Raw genomic sequence first — 17,775 nt, 5'->3', positions numbered from 1 at the left:
GTATCGTTCTTTCTTACTGGTCGGTCGTCAGGGGTTATGCGGCGCTCGGTGATACCGCTGGTGTGAGTGCAACCGTTTCAGGTTGAGGCGCACGACCTTCACGAAACGCCACGTAGTCGGGGTCAGAAGCTTCAACAACCCGCAGCACGTTATCTCGGCCAAGCTGCATGAGCTCCCGCTCAGACCAGCCTCGGCGTTCAAGCTCTTCAAACAGGGCCGGATAGCCGGCCACGCTGTCAAGGCCTTCTGGCATTGCGTCGGTGCCGTCATAGTCTGCTCCGATGCCAACGGCGTGCACGCCGGCGACCTCACGCATGTGGTCAAGGTGGTCAGCTACGTGGCCAACCCCCACTGGTGGCGCCTCGCCGTGCATACCATCGACGACCCACGCACGTCGCTCTTCTGAGAGAAAGGAGGGCACAAAAGCCACCATCACGACACCGTCTCGCTCACCAATCGTGCGAAGCACATCGTCGGGAACGTTGCGGTCGTGTTGGCACATCGCATAAGCGCCAGAGTGGCTCACCATGACGGGCCGCTGACTCACTTCAAGGGCATCTCGCATCGTGCTGGGAGCAACATGAGCGAGGTCAACGAGCATGCCAATACGGTTCATCTCGCGAACGACCGCACGCCCATATTCAGTCAAACCGCCGTGCACCGCAGCATCGGTCGCCGAGTCTGCCCAATCAATCGTGCGTGACCAGGTGAGCGTCATGTACCGCGCCCCGAGCCTCACGAACTGCCTCAGTGAGGCGAGCGAACCGCCAAACTGGGCACCGCCTTCAACACCGATGAACGAGGCTATCTTGCCATCGTTCATCGCCGCCCGGGCCTCACTCGCAGTTTGCGCGATCGCGAGGGCGTTCGAATAGCGTTCAACGAAGCGCTGCACGAAATCAATCTGCTCAAGCGTGGCAACGACTTGCTCAGGCCCCTCGAGCACAGGGTCGACCCACACTGACCAAAACTGCCCCGCGACTCCGCCCTCACGCAGTCTTGGCAGGTCGGTATGGAATTCAGGCACGCCAGTGTCAAGCCCCTCGACGCTGTAGCCGCGCGCCTCACGGGCTGCCCACGCAAGATCGTTATGCCCATCGATAACCGGATACTGTTTCACGCTACTCCCTCTTCGAGAACCATTTCTGTCGTACGGCTCGCATGAGCCGTGATCCACTCGATATCAACTTCGTGACCGATACCAGGCCCGGTTTGCACCTGCACGAGCCCCTGCTCGGCACGTATTGGCGGCGAGATAATATCTCGCTCGTAGTATTTATCTGACCCCGAAACGTCAGAGGGCAGCAGGAAGCCCGGCAATGACGAGACGGCAATGTTTGTTGCACGGCCAATGCCGAACTCATGCATGCCGCCACACCAGACGGGAATGCCCGCGTTCTGCGCCAGGTCATGCGCGCGCTTTGCCTGCAGCACCCCGCCCATGCGAGAGACCTTAATGTTCAAAACCCGGCCCGCGTCGAGGCGAATCATCGTTTCAAGATCTTCGACCGTGACTACTGACTCATCGAGGCACACGGGCGTATCAATCTGTTGCTGCAGAGCCGCGTGCGCGATAAAGTCTCGCGAAGCAAACGGTTGTTCAATCATGGTGAGGCCAAATCTATCGAGCCCGCGTAGCGTCGCAAACGCAGCATCGTCAGTCCCGTATGCCCCGTTAGCGTCTACGTGCAAGTCGAGGTCGGCAAACGCTTCGCGAACCGCGGCGACCGGCTCAATGTCCCACCCCGGAGCGATCTTGAGCTTCACCCGTGAATACCCTGCGTCACGGTGAAGCGCGACCTGTTTAAGCAAAGCATCGGTCGTTTTCTCGATGCCAAGCGAAACACCTGACACGACCTCGGCTCGAGTGCCACCGAGCTTCTTCGAGAGTGACACACCATCGCGTTTCGTCGCGAGGTCCCACGCCGCACCCGAGAACCCGGCCTTAGCGAACTCGTGACCACGCACCTTCGCCCAGGCCTCTTCGCACTCCTCTGGCGTCTGCCATTCCAGCCCCAGAACCGACGGCGCAAGGTAACGCTCTGCAATGAGCCAGGCAGTGTCTACCGTTTCAGAGCAGTAAAAGGGGTCACTCGGTGAAGCGATTTCACCCCACCCCGTGCATCCATCACTGTCGGTGAATTCGACCAGCACGTGCTCGATACCTGACTTTCGGTGTGAGCTTGTTTCAAAGCTGTGTATGAGGGGCAGTTCTAACGCGAAAAGCCTCACTCGTTCTATGCTCATTCAGGGTTCTCCTGCTCGGTTTCGGGTAGGTAGAGCGCGAGCTCACTGGCGTACAGGTCGCGCATACTGAGACGTCTGCGCGCACCCTTGGCACTCGCGGTCGTGAGGGTGCTGAGAAGGTGACACACCGCGGCAACTGCCGTGGGCGAGTCGGCATACGAGGCTGACTCTGTGCTCACGATGATGAGCGCGCTCGCAAGACTCGCAAGGGGCGCGTCGTCGCTATCGGTGATGACGACAAGCTGGCCGCCAGCCTCGTGAAAAAGACGACCGAGGCGGATCGTTTCTTCGCGGTAGCGCCGCATCGAAAACACAACGAGCACGTCGCTCGCACGTACATCGGTCAGAACGGTGATCGGCGAAAGCCCCCGCCCATCGATGAGAAAGACGTTTGAGAGCGTCGCAGAAAGGTCGGCGTTGAGCAGCTGCGCATACGCGCTTCCTTTGCCCTCACCCCCGATGTACCTGCGGCGAGCGCCCAGAATAAGCGCGGCAGCACGAGGCACAGCCCCAGTCTCGGCAAGGGCATCAAGCGTGCGTTCAAGGGCGCGCTTCTCGCTTTCGATGACGCTGGCCTGAATACTCTCGGCGGTGAGATTCGCCCTGAAGCGCTCTCCAAAACGGTCACCGGGTGATTTCAATGAGCGATCAAGGTCATTATTCTTGGCATGTGCCGCATCATGAGTCATCTTTACTCCGTTCAGTGCTCGACAACGCGAGATATGCTGCCGTCTCATCGTTGATTCTCTTACAAGCGACGAGAGAATGACCAGAGAGAATGGCTTCTGAAAGAACCCGGCCCACCGCCGACCGCACCGCACGGCGCTCATCGGTATCGGCCGGAGGCACGGCAGGGGTAGCGATCCACAATTCATCTCGCTCTGCCAGCGCTGTGCCCCAATCGGCAACATCAAACCTAGGGGCGGTAAGCTCTGGCCGAGGCTGAGGTGCCTCGCCCTCGAGCGACCATTCAACGAGCACCCGGCCGGTGTCGCTTCGTCCGTAATAATCGGGTAGGTAGCCGATACCGGTGGCGCCCAGAGCATCAAAGTTGAAGTGGGCGTTGCGGGCAAGGAGCGGGTCAAAGGTCCATCGCATCGTGCGGTGGCCCCATGACCTCGCAACCTCGGCCTGCAAAAACTTCAAGGTGCGCCCAATGCCCCTGCCCTGATAGTTCGGGTCGACCGTAGCCGCCTGAGAGTAGTGAAATTCGCGGCCGTCTGGGCCCTTGCCCGGAAACCCGTATGCGAAACCCACCAGAGCCCCATCGGGTGCAAAAACGCCAACCGCCGAGCCACCATTCTGCACGAGGGCCCCGAGCAAATTAGGATTAAGCGAGAACTCCGGTGATTCGTACCCGAACACGTTCACGTATAGCGATGATGCTGCACAAAAATCTTGGTATGTAGTCAACGAACGCGCCAAGAGTTGCCCAGCGGCACCACCTTCAGGCGCTGCATCGAAGGCAAGTGAGAGCAAAGCTGAGTGCATCATACGATTCCTATACTGCATCATTCGACATTGAATAAGTCGATATTATAAGGCACTTGCACACATTTCAACCCTGAGATACGATTCATAACCATGAACAATGTCGTTACATCTACGAGCGAGAGCGACCCCGATTATCGCTTTCTGCGCGAACTCGTCGCGATCGAGTCACCCTCGTTCGACGCCGAGTCAAGCGCACGGGTCGTGGCCCCCATCGCTGAACGACTCAGGGCAGCGGGCGGCGACGTAAAGCTCGTCACCACCGAAGCGGGAACTAATCTTGTTGCCGACTTCGCCGGCCCCGGCGCCCCGCTCCTCTTCGTCGGCCATACCGACACCGTATGGCCTCACGGCACCCTCGCCAATGACCTTCCTTGGTCACAGGAAGCAGGCATCACTCGCGGCCCAGGCGTGTACGACATGAAGAGTGGCATCGTCATTATGTGCGCAGCGCTCGAACGCACACGCAACACGCGCACCTGCGCCGTTCGAGTGCTACTCACCTGCGACGAAGAGGTTGGCTCACCCACGTCTCGAGACCTCATCATCGAGGCGGCGCGGGGAGTGCGTGCGGCAATTGGTTTCGAGTCACCACACCCCGATGGCGCCCTGAAGGTTGGGCGCCGCGGCAGCACGCGGCTCTCGCTCACGGTCACAGGCAAAGCAGCGCACGCAGCCCTCGAGCCAGAAAAAGGCACCTCGGCGATTAACGAGCTCGTTGATCAGCTCGTGCAGGTGCGGGGCATCATTGAGGACATCGGCAATCAACTCTCGCCGGTGCTGTGCAATATTGGCACGGTAAGCGGCGGCAGCCGGGCAAACGTCGTTGCCGAGCAAGCTTCAGCAGAGATTGGGCTGCGCTTTATCGATCGCGAGTCTGAGACGGCAACGCTCAGCGCACTCTCGTCACTCAGACCCTTGCGAGCGGGGGCGCAAATTACAACGAGCATGCTCAGCAGCCGACCAGCGTGGAAGGCCTCTGCAGCTGACGACTCGTTTCTCGAAGAGCTCACTGCCGCTGCCTCCCGCCTGGGCCAGCCGTTGTCGGGCCGCCCCGCCGCTGGCGCCGGCGACACAAACCTCGTTGGCAGTCTTGGCGTCGCGAGCGTCGACGGCTTTGGCCCGTTGGGCGGCGGAGCACACGCGCTCACCGAGCACATCATCACGGCGTCACTTGCAGACCGAATCGCGCTCTTGTGCGAGGTGCTCAATACCGAGCCCACCCGAATCTCAGAGCACGAGACACAGGAAAAAGACGCGCGCACCTCAGTCGCGCACCTCAAGGAGGCCAGCACCACCGAGCAATGATACGTAACGAATAGATTACCAGCAGACACGTCGGGTGCACTCGACGCCGAGAGCCGAATGCACAAACATGCCTAAAATAATCGCTTTTTAAGCAAATACACCCTCAAAAATTTACAAAATTCACACTAGGGCCCACAATCACCAGAACAGGCTCTGCAATTATCAGCGATGATACGTTGCGAATCTGTTGACGATTTCTTGTTTTTACGGTTCCATTAGGAACACCGATCTCAGCTCAATGTCGATTGAGATCGCAGCTGAAGGGAAGCACTCATGACCACACATCAACGTAGACGTCGGTTCAAAACACTCGCTGTTGGGGCAGCGGTCACCTGCGCCGCACTGACCATGACCCCGGCCGCAGGCTTCGCACTGCCAACCGGCTCAGTGGTTGCCGCGGCCGAAGACACGGCCTCGCCCACGACCTTTCGCATCGCGACCTCTGGCTTCGTCGATTCGTTCAACCCTTTTATCTCGATTTACCTCTTGCCCACCAACTCGATTCGGTACATGTACGAATCACTCGTGCAAAACAGTGCTGAAGACGGCTCACCCACCGAGGGGCTCGCTGCTGAGTGGGACATTCAAGAAGACGGCCAGAAGTGGGTGTACACCCTACACGAGGGCATGAAATGGTCTGACGGCGAGCCCATCACCTCGGCCGATGTGAAATACACCTATGAGCAAATGATGACGGTGCCCGAACTCGGCACCGCAAACGGCAACCTCGTCTCAGGCTTCGAGTCGATTGAAACCCCCGATGAGTTGACCGTTGTCATCAACCTCAAAGCACCACAGGCGCCGAACCCTGGCACCGAGATTCCTATCGTGCCCAAACACGTTTGGGAAAAGATCGATGATCCCGTCGGCTTCATGAATGACAGCGATGCCGTCGGCTCAGGCCCTTTCGTGCTCGAGAGCTACAAGGCCAACGAATCTATCTCGTTTAAAGCCAACCCCAACTTCTGGCGCGGCGCTCCCAAGGTCGACGGGCTGCAGTACATCTACTACACCAACTCAGACGCACAGGTACAGGCGCTCAAGGCGGGCGATGTTGACATCGTAACGGGGCTCAACCCCACCCAGTACAAGGCGCTTGAGGGCGTTGAGGGCGTGACCACACAGTCGGGCATCGGCCGCCGCTACAGCTCGATTGGACTTAACCCGGGCTACCAGACCCGAGACGGCGTACCCTTCGGCACCGGCTCTGAAGCGCTTAAAGACCGTGAGGTACGCCAGGCCATTCGTCAGGGCGTTGATCGTGCGACCCTGCTCGACAAGGTGCTCGATGGCGAGGGCGTGCTTGCAACGAGCTTCATCCCGAGCTCGTTTCCCAAGTGGCACCTGCCTGACAACGACCCCGTGCTCAAAGACTACGACCCCGAGGCGGCCAAGGCCACACTCGAGGGTGCGGGGTGGATCGAGGGTGCTGACGGCATCCGTGAAAAGGGCGGCGAGAAGCTCGAACTTCGCCTTGCCGTTGACGCCGACGACCCGACAGAGCAGTCGATCGCTGAATATCTCGTGCCGTGGATGAAAGAAATCGGCATCACCCTTAAGGTCGAGTCAACCGACTCTGACACTCTGAGCGCGAAGTCACTCAAGGGCGACTACGATCTCTACTTCACAGGCTGGTCGGTCAACCCAGACCCCGACTACCAGCTCGGTATCAACACGTGTGCTGGCCTGCCGACGAACGACGATGGCACCGGCGGCGCCACCCAAGACGGCTACTGCAACCCAAAATTTGATGAGCTGTACAAGGCACAGCGCTCAGAAATCGATGAGGCGAAGCGCCAGGAAATCGTTCATGAAATGCTGGCGATGAACTATGAAGACACGGTTCAGGTTGCAACCTGGTACGGCAACAGCCTTGAGGCATACCGCTCAGACCGATTCGAAAACTTCACTCTTCAGCCCGCTGAGGGTGGCATCATCGCCAACCAGGCCGGTTACTGGGGCTACCTCACGGTCGAACCTGTTGACGGTGCTGAGGGATCGTCTGGCCAGAGCGCGAACACCGGGCTCTTCGTGGTCGGCGGCGTGGTCTTGATCGTGGTGCTTGGCGGAGTTGTCTTTATGCTCAAGCGCCGTAAGAACAGCGCCGACGTCGAGTAATCGCAAGAGCTGCCTCGTGGGTTGGCGTGCTGCTGGCTCACCAACCCACGAGGCTCCTTCTTCACATACCCAGGAGCTCACATGACGAACTCAGTGCCACCCTCAACCTCGGCCATCGCCACATCGGCGAACGCCGAGGAGCGGCCCCGCGATACCTCGGGCCTCAGCTATTTTCTCTCGAAGCTTGGCGGTGCCGGCATCAGCCTCGGCATGGTCATTCTGCTCGGTTTCTTCGCTTTTAAGATGCTGCCGGGCGATCCCGTTGCTACCCTCGCTCGCGAGCGTCAAATGAGCGCCGAGCAAATGGAGCTGTTACGCGAGCAGTTTGGGCTCAACAAGCCGCTCTGGCAACAGTTCCTCGACTACATCGTAAATGTTTTCACGCTCAACTTTGGCGAGAGCTACGTATACAAGACCTCGGTTTCAAGCCTGATCGGGCAGTACTTCTGGCCCACGATTCTTCTCACCGGAACGGCCGCAATTCTCGCTATTACGCTCGGCCTGTGGCTCGGGCAGAAGGCCGCGTGGAAGCACGGCTCACGCTTCGATAAGTTCGTCTCGTCGACCTCGCTCATCTTCTGGTCGGTACCTACCTTCTGGCTTGGCCTCATTCTGCTCATGGTGTTCGGTGGCACGCTGCACTGGTTCCCAACCGGCGGCATGCGATCGCCAAACCCGCCAAGCGACGTGCTCGGGGCCGCCCTCGACGTTGCCGCTCACATGGTGCTTCCCGTCATCACGATGGTCGCCGTCGTCTATGCCCAATACCTCATGGTGATGCGCAGCTCACTCATCGAAGAGATGAGCGCCGACTACCTCACGACCGCGAGGGCGAAGGGGCTCAAAGACGACCTCGTACGTCGTCGCCACGCGGTACCGAATGCGCTGCTGCCAACCGTGACCCTCATCTTCATGCACCTTGGCGGACTCATCGCGGGTGCGGTCACCGTCGAAACCGTTTTCTCTTGGCCCGGCCTCGGCAAGCTCACCTTCGAAGCGATCAGTGGCCCCGACCTTCCGCTCCTGCAGGGCACCTTCGTGGTGTTCTCAGCGATCATCATCGTGATGAACCTCATCGCCGACCTTATTTACCGTCAACTTGACCCGAGAGTGAGGCGAGCATGACCACGACCGCCCCATCACCGTCGCCTTCGCAGACCCCAAAGCAGCGAACCCCGAGACAGTATGCGTGGGATCGCCGCAGAGCGGCCCTCGCATCGTTCTGGCGTCAGTTCAAAACCCACCGTGCTGGCATGGTCGGTCTCGCCTTTCTCATCGTCGTTGCTCTCGTCGCAATTTTTGCGCCGGTTATCGCTCCCGCGCACATGCTCGATGTCACAAAGCTCATCGACCAAGACCGTTTTGCACCGCCCTCATTCGAGCACCCCCTCGGCACCGACCACCAGGGCCGCGAAATATGGGTGCGGCTCGTATGGGGTGCCAGAGTCTCACTCGTCGTGGGCCTCATCGCCACCGGCCTCTCGATGGTCATCGGCACACTCGTGGGCATCGCAGCCGGTCATTTCACCGGGTTCACCGGTGCAGTACTCATGCGCATCATCGACTTCTTTCTCGTGTTGCCCTCGCTCATTCTCGCCATCGTGCTCTCGTCAGTGCTGAGCCGAGGAGTACTCACGATCATCATCGCTATCGGCCTCACCTCGTGGGCCGGAACAGCGCGTGTGGTTCGTTCACAAACCCTCACCGTCGAATCGAGAGACTACATTGAGCGCTCACGCGCCCTCGGCGCGGGACACTGGCACATCATCATCAAGCACCTGCTGCCGGGCGTCATGCCCCTCGTGCTCGCAAACACGACGCTCACGGTAGGCTCTGCCATCATCTCGGAGTCAACCCTCGCCTTTCTCGGCCTCGGCGATCCCACGGTGCAGTCGTGGGGCACCATGCTCAAGAATTCAATGGATGTTTCGGCTGCAACGAGTGGCTACTGGTGGTACGTGCTCACACCAGGCGTCGCGATCGTGCTTGTCGTGCTCGCATTTACCCTCATGGGTCGTGCCGTCGAAAACATTGTTAACCCCACGCTCAGGAGCCGATGAGTCATGCCAACCCTTACCTTTGAAAATGTCTCAATCACCTACGGAGCCTCTGGCCGAGGCACACGCGGCGAGGTGGCCGCGGTCAAGTCGGTATCGTTAACGCTGCCAGAGGGCGGAACGCTCGGTATCGCTGGCGAGTCAGGCTCTGGCAAGTCGACGCTCGCAATGAGTGCCCTGCGACTCTTACCCAAGAACGCAAAGCTTGATGGCCGCGTGCTCATTGGTGACACCGACGTCGCAAAGCTGTCGTTTGGCGAGCTGCGCGCGGTTCGTTGGGCCCAGGCGTCGATCGTGTTTCAGGGCGCCATGCACTCGCTCAACCCGGTGCATACGGTTGGTGACCAGATCACCGAGGCGCTCAGCATTCACGTGACCGAGAAGTGGAAGACCGCCGCAGGCCGAGCGCAACGCGTTGCCGAGCTGCTCGAGATCGTCGACCTCGCACCAGACAAGGCGAGCTCGTACCCTCACGAGCTCTCAGGGGGCCAGAAGCAGCGCGTCATGATCGCGATGGCTCTCGCCTGTGAGCCCGACATCATCATTGCCGACGAGCCGACCACAGCTCTCGATGTCATCGTGCAAAAACAAATTCTCGATATGATCTCACGCCTCGTCGCTGAGCGCGGCATCTCGCTGCTCATGATCAGCCACGATCTCTCAGTGCTCGCAACAGCGTGTGAGCGCATCGCTGTCATGCGCGGCGGTGAACTCGTCGAGGTTGGCGAGGCACGCATGATTTGCACGACACCAAACGAGCCCTACACCCAAAAGCTCGCCGACGCGTTCCCGACAATCGGCGACCCGGCATCACGCTTGCGCCCCGTCACCCGCCACGGCGCAGGTTCAACCGAGCCCGGCACCTCGGCCCCGAGTGACGAGGTGTTGCTCTCGGCACGAAACGTCAACGTCACCTATCAGGGGCAGGGCAATAACCGAGCCGTTCGCGATGTCAACCTTGACGTGCGACGCAGCGAGATCATCGCCCTCGTGGGCCAGTCAGGCTCGGGCAAGACCACGCTCGCACGCACGCTCATGGGTTTGCAGCCCGCAGACCCGGGCAGCATGATCCGCTTCGCAGGAAAGCCGCTCCCTCGCAGGGGGCGTGAGCTGCGCCATTTCAGGCGACAAATGCAGCTCGTACTGCAAGATCCCTCTGCCGCGCTCAACCCGAAACTCAGTGTGTATGAATCGGTCGCTGAGGGGTTGCGTGTGCAGCGCTTCGACGGCGACGAACGCGACCGAGTTGCACAGAGCCTCATCGATGCTGAGCTCGCACCACCAGAGCAGTTTTTCGGCTCGATTCCGCAAGAACTCTCTGGCGGTCAACGGCAGCGCGTCGTCATTGCCGGAGCCCTCGCTCTGCAGCCAGAACTGCTCATCGCCGACGAACCCGTGGCCTCACTCGATGCCTCGGTACGGGGCGAGATTCTTGGCCTACTGCTCTCGCTCAAGCAGCGGCTCGGCCTCTCGGCCCTCGTGATCACCCACGACCTCGGCCTTGCCTGGAACATCGCCGATCGCGTCGCCGTCATGTACCGCGGCGAGATCGTCGAGCAGGGCACCACCGAAGAGGTGCTGCTCAACCCCCAACACGAATACACCCGCCAGCTGCTCGACGCAGCTCCCAGCGTGATCGAGGAGTCCCGATGAATCGCACCGCTTACCTTCACTCAGCCCCACTCTCTCAGGGTGATACCGTCGCCATCGTTGCCCCCTCTGGCCCAAGCACACGCTCAAGCCTGCGCCGCGCCGTGGGCTACTTTGAGGCCTGGGGGCTCACCGTTCGGGTCGGTGAGCACGTTCTTGACCGGCATTCACGATCGCGTTACCTCGCGGGTGAAGACGATGCCCGCCGACACGACCTCGTGAGCGCCTGGTGCGACCCGGAGGTCGACGCTGTCGTGAGCCTGCGTGGCGGCTACGGCGCTATGCGCCTGCTCGACGGCATCGACTGGGCCGAAATGCGCGAGCACGGTCTTAGAGCCGACGGTCGCCCCAAGCTGCTCACGGGTTCGTCAGACATCACAGCGCTTCACGAGGCGTTTCGTGCTCACCTCGATATTTCGTCGCTCTTCTCACCGATGCCCGGAAACGATGTTTTTCAAGACTCATCCTTCATTCGCAACGATGTGCACCGCTGGCTCTTCGAGCCCTGGGCCGGCCGCGAACTCATCGGGCCCAAGGCCGAGATTCTCGTTTCAGGACAGAGCGCGGGTCGCTTCATGGGCGGCAACCTGAGTTTGCTCGCCGCGTCGCTCGGAGCTCCCGAAAGCGCGTCGAGCCCATCGGGTCTGCTATTTCTCGAAGACATCGACGAAGATATTTATCGTCTCGACAACCTTCTCATTCAGCTTGCGCGCGCCGGTAAACTCGACGCCGCAACAGGTTTTGTGCTCGGCTCATGGCACGAATGCGGCACACTCGACGAGGTGCAAGACCTGCTCGAAGAATACGTCGGGCACCTCGGTGTTCCTGTCATCTGGGAGCAAGGCTTCGGCCACGACCCCAACGCGCTCAGCGTGCCGTTCGGGGTTGATGGTCTGCTCGACGCGACCGGCGCAGCACCTCGCCTCACCGTCTCAGCCTCAACCCTCGACGGCGGCCACGAGTAATGTCTCAGTTCGTCATGCCAGCGCTCACTGAGGCGGCGACCTGGAGCATCATGATACGTGACGGTGAGACAGGCGAAGTTCTCGCCGAGCACGACGCGACCACGCAGTGCGAGACAGCGAGCATCGGCAAGATCTTTCTGCTCATTCGCGTCGCAACCCTCATTGAACAGGGCGAGCTCGACCCTGCGAGCCCCGTTATCGTGCCCGAAGAGTATGCGGTCGCCGATTCTGGGTTGCTCTACCGCATGCGAGCGAAGCACCTTTGCGTCGACGACATGGCCCTGCTCGTGGGCGCGTTTAGCGACAACCTCGCGACCAACGCGCTCATTTACCGCTGTGGCCTACAGTCGGTACGCGACGTCGCCCCCTCGCTCGGCTACGCGAACACCTCGCTGCACGATTACCTTCGCGATGAGCGCACCCCAGACATGCCCTGGACTCCCTCGTACGGCACCGCTCTCGAGCTCAGCGATCTCATGCTGCGGCTCGCTCGGGGCGAAATCGTTTCGACCGGGGTGAGCGCGACGGTGCTTTCGTGGCTCGCCTCCGACGCCGATACCTCGATGCTTGCCGACTCGCTACTGCTCGATCCGCTCGCGCATGTTGATGCGGAGTACCAGGGCATCACGCTGCGACATAAAACAGGCACGACCGATTTTGCCCGCATCGACGTGGGGCACGCTTCTGGCCCCGGGGGCAGCGTGGCCTACGCGGTTGCCGCAAACTGGAGGCAGGCGCTCCCGAACGACCTTCGCGCACCGGTGCTCGACGCCATGCGTGACCTCGGCGAGCAGGTTCGCGCTCGCATTACCGGCCTTCGCCGAGAGGAGACCCTCACATGACTCACCACTTCTTTACCGAACACGAGACGGTTTGGTCAGCCCTCGCCATCGACGTCGACTCGGGTGAAACGCTGTTTCGCGAGACCCCCGAGCGCGTACTCGACACCGCAAGCATCGGCAAGGTCTTTCTCTTGCACCGGCTACTGGCAGAGGTCGATGCGGGCACCCGCACGCTCGAAGAACGCGTCACGAGGCAGCCATTCGAGTGGATCGACAACTCGGGTCTGTGGTATCTGCTGCAGGCCGACACCCTGTCACTCTATGACGTTGCCGCACTCGTCGGCGCGGTGAGCGATAATTACGCAACGAACACCCTGTGCCGCGTGCTCGGCCTGCCGGTCGTTCAAGAACACACGCGTTCACTCGGCTATACCGAGTCTGCGCTCGACGATATCGTGCGCTGGCCGATTCCAACGGGAGCACCCCAAACGCTCTCGCACGCAAACGCAAGCGAGCTTGTCGACTTCGTCTCCCGGGTCGCTCGCGCCGACGACCTGACGCCTGCCTCGAGTGACACGCTGCAGCGTTGGCTCGGCGCCGGGATGGATCTCTCGATGGTGGCCTCGGCGTTCGGGCTCGATCCGCTTGCACACTACTTTTACGACCGCGGCATCTGGTTGTGGAATAAGACCGGAACCATTTCAAACGTGCGCGCCGACATGGGCCTCGTCATGAACGGCGAGCGGCGTATCGCCTACGCTGTGCTCGCAAACTGGCGCTCGGGAGCCGATGCGCGCGACGGGGTGCTCGCGTCGATGCGTGGCCTCGGCGATGAGATTCGGGCAGCACTCGCGCGATAGAAACAGCAGGGCCGGCACGACGAGCAATACTGCAAGTCATGCCGGCCCTCTCATGTGATCAGCCGTTACGCGAGCGCACCCATGGGATCCCACGGATCGAGCACGATGGGCTCTTCTGTCAGAGCGGCTTTGAGCTCGTCTGGCAGGCGATCCTTGCGCACGACAACCTCAAACACGTATTCGTCGAACCAGGAGTCGTCCATGGTGCAGAAGCCCTTGTCAAACTTCTCGATACCCCAGCTGTTCTCAACGCGCCAGCGCCGAGGCGAGCCATCAACCAGATCGACGCCGGTAAAGAGCATCGCGTGCGTCATGGCCGAGTCGCCGTAGCGAACCCGGTCTTCCTTCGTCGTCTCGAGGTCGACACCGTAGGTCGTCGAGTAATCGATAAGTCCGGCTGACCAGAGGCCCTCTTTGTCTTCCATCTGCGGTTCAACATCGCAGCCAAACCACACGGTTTCGCCGGCCACGATCGTTTCAGCCGAGATGCGCTTCATCGTTTCAGCGTCGGTGTTGAGGTACAACACGGGGTCGGCGCCAACGACGTTGCCAAGGTGCGCAACCGTGAGGGCGCGGCCCTTCGGGTGCTCACTGCGCGGGTCGTCAACGAGGCACACGTAGTCGCTGAGCGTGATGTCGGTGTACTTTGCGAGAAACTCCTGCGGCGTGAAGGTACCCGCGTCGTGAAACTTACCCTCATCATCGTTCCAGCGCCATTCAAACGACGTGGGCGGCACCCCGAGGTGAATCGTGAGCACACGGTGCACATCGCCCATGATGGCCTGTTTAAGATCGTCGAGCGCTGAGGCTCTGGCGCCCTGCTCGGCGGCTTCACGAAGCAGCCTTGCGCCCTTGCGCAGCAGTGTGCGCAACGAACCGTTCATGCGGTAGGTGTTCGATGACGACTCGGTCTCAGGCATGAGCGCTTTGGGCACCGCACCGTGCTTCTCGAAGATCGCGACCTCCATGTTCCACTGGCCGCCATCGTCGAGCACATTGCTCAGCAGGAACATGGGCACACGGTCATCGGGCGCCTGCCCGGCAAGATCGATCATGTCTTCAAGAAAATAGTTCGCCCGCTCGATCTTGTCCCAGTACATCGCGTGGTTCTGGCTAAATTCGAAATTTTTAACGCCGAGGTGCTTACGGGTGTCTGCACGCAGCAGGTTGAGCGCGGCAAAGAGCCAGCAGCGACCCGAGCGCTTCTGGTTCGCGGCCTCCCAGTCGTCAAGTCGGTGCGACATACTGAGCTGCACGCCGAGCATTTTTTCGCGATCGAGCGCAACCTCATCGACCGAGGTGCGGGCGACCGCGTTCATCGCGAGGCGGGCACGCTCGTCGGCTGCAAATCTTGCGTCCCACTCACCAATCTGGGCGAGGGTTAAAGCTTGTCTATTACGTTTCGTATCATCATTGGCACTCATGCGTAAATGCTATCGAGTCGATGAAAAATAGGCAAGCATTTGAAACGTATGATGCAATATCAACGACTCCCCCTCCACTGACCGAGCAACTGCGTGCTTCGTCAGCGCCTCGCGAGACGCTCCTTCACCTGGTCAATCGGAATTTCACGCGCCGTGCGCCCCTTGAACCCCACGCGGGTTTCAGCACGCAGCACCGAGTTAATGAGGGCTTCTTCGGTTGCCTCCATAACCGCGAGAAACACGGGCGAGAGGAGTCCTTCTTCGGGCGCACGAGCGTCACCAGTTGAAAACGCAATCGCGTAGTCGCCGCTGCCCTCGGCAAAGTCTGACCCTGTGCCGCGCAACGCAAAGACGGCGCGGTTAGCAACGCGCTTCAGCTGCCTTGCATCGAGGGGAGCGTCAGTCGCAACAACAATCATGCAAGAGTTGCCGGGGCCAACGGCTGGCTCTTCAGCGAGCATCTCATCGGCCGGCATCTTCACCCCGTCGATCATGAGGGTGCCGCTGTAGTTGCTCTGCACAATAACCCCAAAGGTGTACTCGGCCTCGCCGATCGGCACGATGCGCGACGATGTGCCGATACCTCCCTTGAAGCCGAGCGCCACCGTACCGGTTCCAGCACCGACACAGCCCTCAGCCACGGGACCCCGGGATGCGGCGGCGAGCGCCTCACGCACCATCGCATCGTTCACGGGTCTCGACCGAATGTCAGAGAGATAGCCGTCGTTTGTCTCGCCGACCACCGGGTTCAGCGTGGTGGTTTGCTCATACCCCGGCTGCTCAAGCACGTAGCCAACGAGCGCGTCTGCAACCTTAAAGGCCGAGAGCGTGCTGGTCAGCAGCACCGGGGTTTCGATGACGCCAAGTTCGCAAACCTGCGTTGCACCAACGAGTTTTCCATAACCGTTGCCGACCGATAGCGCCGCGGCGAAGGTCTTCCGGCCCGCGGCAAAACCCTCGGGAACAATCGCGGTAACACCCGTGCTGAGCGTCTCGGTGCGAGTGGTCGAATGCCCCACGGCAACTCCCGCAACATCAGTGATCGCGTTGAGCGGGCCTCGCGGTGCTGACCCCTCGCCCACCCCGAGTTCTTGCAGCCGCGGCCTCGTATTTCTTTGCGTCATCGCGGGTTCCTTTCACTGTCGTCTGCTTCATACACGTACTCACCGTCGACCACCGTCGCGATAACGCGCAACTCGGCGATCTGCGCCGGGTCGCACTCGCGTGGGTCATCACTCAACGCGACAAGATCGGCGTACTGCCCAGCGGCGATGCGCCCCACTACATTTTCGAGCCCCGCGGCATAGGCGGGGCCCTCGCTGAAGAGCGTCAGAGCCTCTGCCACGGTCACTCTCTCATGAGGCTCAAACCCTCCAGCTGGTTGCCCGAGCCGGTTTTGACGCGTCGCTGCGGCGTGCACCCCAAACAGTGCCTCGGCAGGCTCGATCGGCGCATCAGAGCCAAATGCGACCCGCGCACCAGAGTCGAGTAGCGAGCGCCAAGCGTAGTTGAGTACTTCACGGTCGCCGATACGGCGCCCGGCGAGCGCAAAGTCTGTGGTGCAGTGCGTTGGCTGCAGCGAAGCGACAACGCCGAGCGATGCAAAGCGCGGCAGGTCACTCTGAGCCACGTGCTGTGCGTGCTCGATGCGATTGCGCAGCCCCCGCTGCACCGTGAGGCTGGCTGTTCGCTCGTACGCGTTCAGCACGCTACGATTCGCCGCATCGCCGATCGCGTGCGTGGCGACAGCGATACCGGCCGCGTTCGCCTTCTCAACCTGAGCCGTGAGCGCCTCGGTGTCAATGACCTCGACGCCGTGGTTGCCCGGCGCATCGGCAAAGTCTGCCAGCATATGGGCACTGTGTGAGCCGAGCGCCCCGTCAGAAAAGAGTTTCACGGGCCCGGTCGTTATAAAACGGTCGCCCTCCCCCGTTCGCCACCCCTCGGCGACCGCACGGTCAAGATCAACCGCCGGAATACCCTTGTGCACCCGCAGCTTGAGTTCGCCACGCTCGTGCAGCGCCTCGAATGCAAGCCGTGTTGCGTCTTCATCAAAGTCGGTCACGTGCGTGATGCCCATCGCGAGCAGCCGTTCCTGTGCGGCAGCAAGCAGCTCAGGTAGCGACTCATTGCTCTGCTCAGCAAAACATGCCATCACGGGGTCGCAGGCGAGCTCGCGCAGCAGGCCAGAGGGTTCACGCCCCTCGCCTTCTCGAACGATGACCCCACCCTGAACGTCGTTGGTTTCGGCACCAATACCAGCGATTTTCAAACCCAAGGAATTAACCCATAACGAGTGCCCGTCAATACTCGAAAGCGCAACCGGGCGATGCGCGACCACTGCGTCAAGGTCGTGCCTCGACGGTAGACCGGTGGGCCACGAATTCGCATCCCAGTAGCCACCGGTGATCCACCGCTTGGCATTCTCAGGGTCGTCGCCCGGGTGCCGGGTTTCGCTTTCAACGACAAATTCACGGAGGCGTTGCTGAGCTTCATCAAGCGTTTCAGCGCCTCTGAGGTTCACCGTAGCGAGTGCCCGCGCGTAACTACCCGTGTGTATATGCGCATCGTGAAACCCCGCAACGATCGCTTCCCCCGGCAACCGTACCTCAATCGCTTGAGGGTAGCGCTCGCGAAGATCGTCGCGTTCGCCAACCGCAAGAATATCACCGCCATCGACAAGCAGCGCATCGATTACGGCTGCCTCTACGCCGGTATCTGGCACGGCACCAATGATATTCGGGTGCGTGAGAATCTTTTGCGTCGTTGGCACGACACACCACCTCTCTGTGAGTTCTTGGCCGGCACCCCGGGCCGAGCCTCTTCAAGGGTATGCGTGGGCGGGTCTCTGCGCCAGAGCGGCACGCACTATA

General features: G+C 60.7%; 15 protein-coding genes. 8 read left to right on the top strand and 7 right to left on the bottom strand.

What is annotated here, in order from left to right; genetic code table 11:
* Positions 1-34 precede the first annotated feature (34 nt).
* The 4 genes from KTJ78_RS11760 to KTJ78_RS11745 are packed head-to-tail and all read right to left on the bottom strand — an operon-like array spanning position 35 to position 3,741.
* Complete coding sequence (locus KTJ78_RS11760; RefSeq protein ID WP_217136004.1) at positions 35-1,120, bottom strand: dipeptidase; 1,086 nt, start codon at positions 1,118-1,120, stop codon at positions 35-37.
* A complete protein-coding gene (gene menC / locus KTJ78_RS11755) occupies positions 1,117-2,247 on the bottom strand; it encodes an o-succinylbenzoate synthase (RefSeq protein ID WP_254259645.1) in 1,131 nt (376 codons plus the stop codon). The genes KTJ78_RS11760 and menC overlap by 4 nt, the downstream gene beginning before the upstream one ends.
* Positions 2,244-2,936, bottom strand: a complete 693-nt coding sequence (locus KTJ78_RS11750; RefSeq protein ID WP_217136002.1) for a MurR/RpiR family transcriptional regulator — start codon at positions 2,934-2,936, stop codon at positions 2,244-2,246. The genes menC and KTJ78_RS11750 overlap by 4 nt, the downstream gene beginning before the upstream one ends.
* On the bottom strand, positions 2,926-3,741 hold the full coding sequence (locus KTJ78_RS11745; protein ID WP_217136000.1) for a GNAT family N-acetyltransferase: 816 nt from the start codon (positions 3,739-3,741) through the stop codon (positions 2,926-2,928). Before KTJ78_RS11745 ends, KTJ78_RS11750 begins: the two co-directional genes overlap by 11 nt.
* Positions 3,742-3,831: 90 nt before the next feature.
* Here KTJ78_RS11745 and KTJ78_RS11740 point away from each other — a divergent pair, with 90 nt between their 5' ends.
* The 8 genes from KTJ78_RS11740 (at position 3,832) to KTJ78_RS11705 (ending at position 13,478) form a co-directional block, all read left to right on the top strand.
* The gene (locus KTJ78_RS11740) at positions 3,832-5,046 is read left to right on the top strand and encodes a M20/M25/M40 family metallo-hydrolase (protein ID WP_217135997.1); all 1,215 of its coding nucleotides are present in this window, start codon (positions 3,832-3,834) and stop codon (positions 5,044-5,046) included.
* 273 nt (positions 5,047-5,319) lie between these two features.
* Positions 5,320-7,164, top strand: coding sequence for an ABC transporter substrate-binding protein (locus KTJ78_RS11735; RefSeq protein ID WP_217135995.1), 1,845 nt, complete (start codon positions 5,320-5,322; stop codon positions 7,162-7,164).
* An 81-nt stretch (positions 7,165-7,245) separates the two neighbouring features.
* Positions 7,246-8,289: an ABC transporter permease gene (locus KTJ78_RS11730; protein WP_217135993.1), complete on the top strand. Its 1,044-nt coding sequence runs from the start codon at positions 7,246-7,248 to the stop codon at positions 8,287-8,289.
* Positions 8,286-9,224 carry an ABC transporter permease gene (locus KTJ78_RS11725; RefSeq protein ID WP_217135991.1) on the top strand — a complete coding sequence of 313 codons (939 nt, stop codon included), beginning with the start codon at positions 8,286-8,288 and terminating at the stop codon, positions 9,222-9,224. The genes KTJ78_RS11730 and KTJ78_RS11725 overlap by 4 nt, the downstream gene beginning before the upstream one ends.
* Positions 9,225-9,227: 3 nt before the next feature.
* Entirely contained in the window at positions 9,228-10,874 is a 1,647-nt protein-coding gene (locus KTJ78_RS11720) for an ATP-binding cassette domain-containing protein (protein ID WP_217135989.1), read from the top strand.
* Positions 10,871-11,836, top strand: a complete 966-nt coding sequence (locus KTJ78_RS11715) for a S66 peptidase family protein (protein WP_217135987.1) — start codon at positions 10,871-10,873, stop codon at positions 11,834-11,836. The genes KTJ78_RS11720 and KTJ78_RS11715 overlap by 4 nt, the downstream gene beginning before the upstream one ends.
* A complete protein-coding gene (locus KTJ78_RS11710; RefSeq protein WP_254259644.1) occupies positions 11,836-12,678 on the top strand; it encodes a serine hydrolase in 843 nt (280 codons plus the stop codon). Before KTJ78_RS11715 ends, KTJ78_RS11710 begins: the two co-directional genes overlap by 1 nt.
* On the top strand, positions 12,675-13,478 hold the full coding sequence (locus tag KTJ78_RS11705) for a serine hydrolase (RefSeq protein WP_217135985.1): 804 nt from the start codon (positions 12,675-12,677) through the stop codon (positions 13,476-13,478). Before KTJ78_RS11710 ends, KTJ78_RS11705 begins: the two co-directional genes overlap by 4 nt.
* Positions 13,479-13,543: 65 nt before the next feature.
* Here KTJ78_RS11705 and KTJ78_RS11700 read toward each other — a convergent pair whose 3' ends face one another.
* The 3 genes from KTJ78_RS11700 to KTJ78_RS11690 form a co-directional block, all read right to left on the bottom strand.
* Positions 13,544-14,902, bottom strand: a complete 1,359-nt coding sequence (locus KTJ78_RS11700) for a C1 family peptidase (RefSeq protein WP_217135983.1) — start codon at positions 14,900-14,902, stop codon at positions 13,544-13,546.
* A 101-nt stretch (positions 14,903-15,003) separates the two neighbouring features.
* Positions 15,004-16,026 (bottom strand): P1 family peptidase, encoded by a 1,023-nt coding sequence (locus KTJ78_RS11695; protein WP_217135981.1) that lies wholly within the window; start codon positions 16,024-16,026, stop codon positions 15,004-15,006.
* Positions 16,023-17,675 (bottom strand): amidohydrolase, encoded by a 1,653-nt coding sequence (locus KTJ78_RS11690; RefSeq protein WP_369808082.1) that lies wholly within the window; start codon positions 17,673-17,675, stop codon positions 16,023-16,025. Before KTJ78_RS11690 ends, KTJ78_RS11695 begins: the two co-directional genes overlap by 4 nt.
* Positions 17,676-17,775: the final 100 nt, after the last annotated feature.

Source organism: Leucobacter chinensis, assembly GCF_019049105.1.
Taxonomy (GTDB): domain Bacteria; phylum Actinomycetota; class Actinomycetes; order Actinomycetales; family Microbacteriaceae; genus Leucobacter_A; species Leucobacter_A chinensis.
Note: the sequence above shows the minus strand (reverse complement) of the source record. Positions and strands in the feature narration are given on the sequence as shown.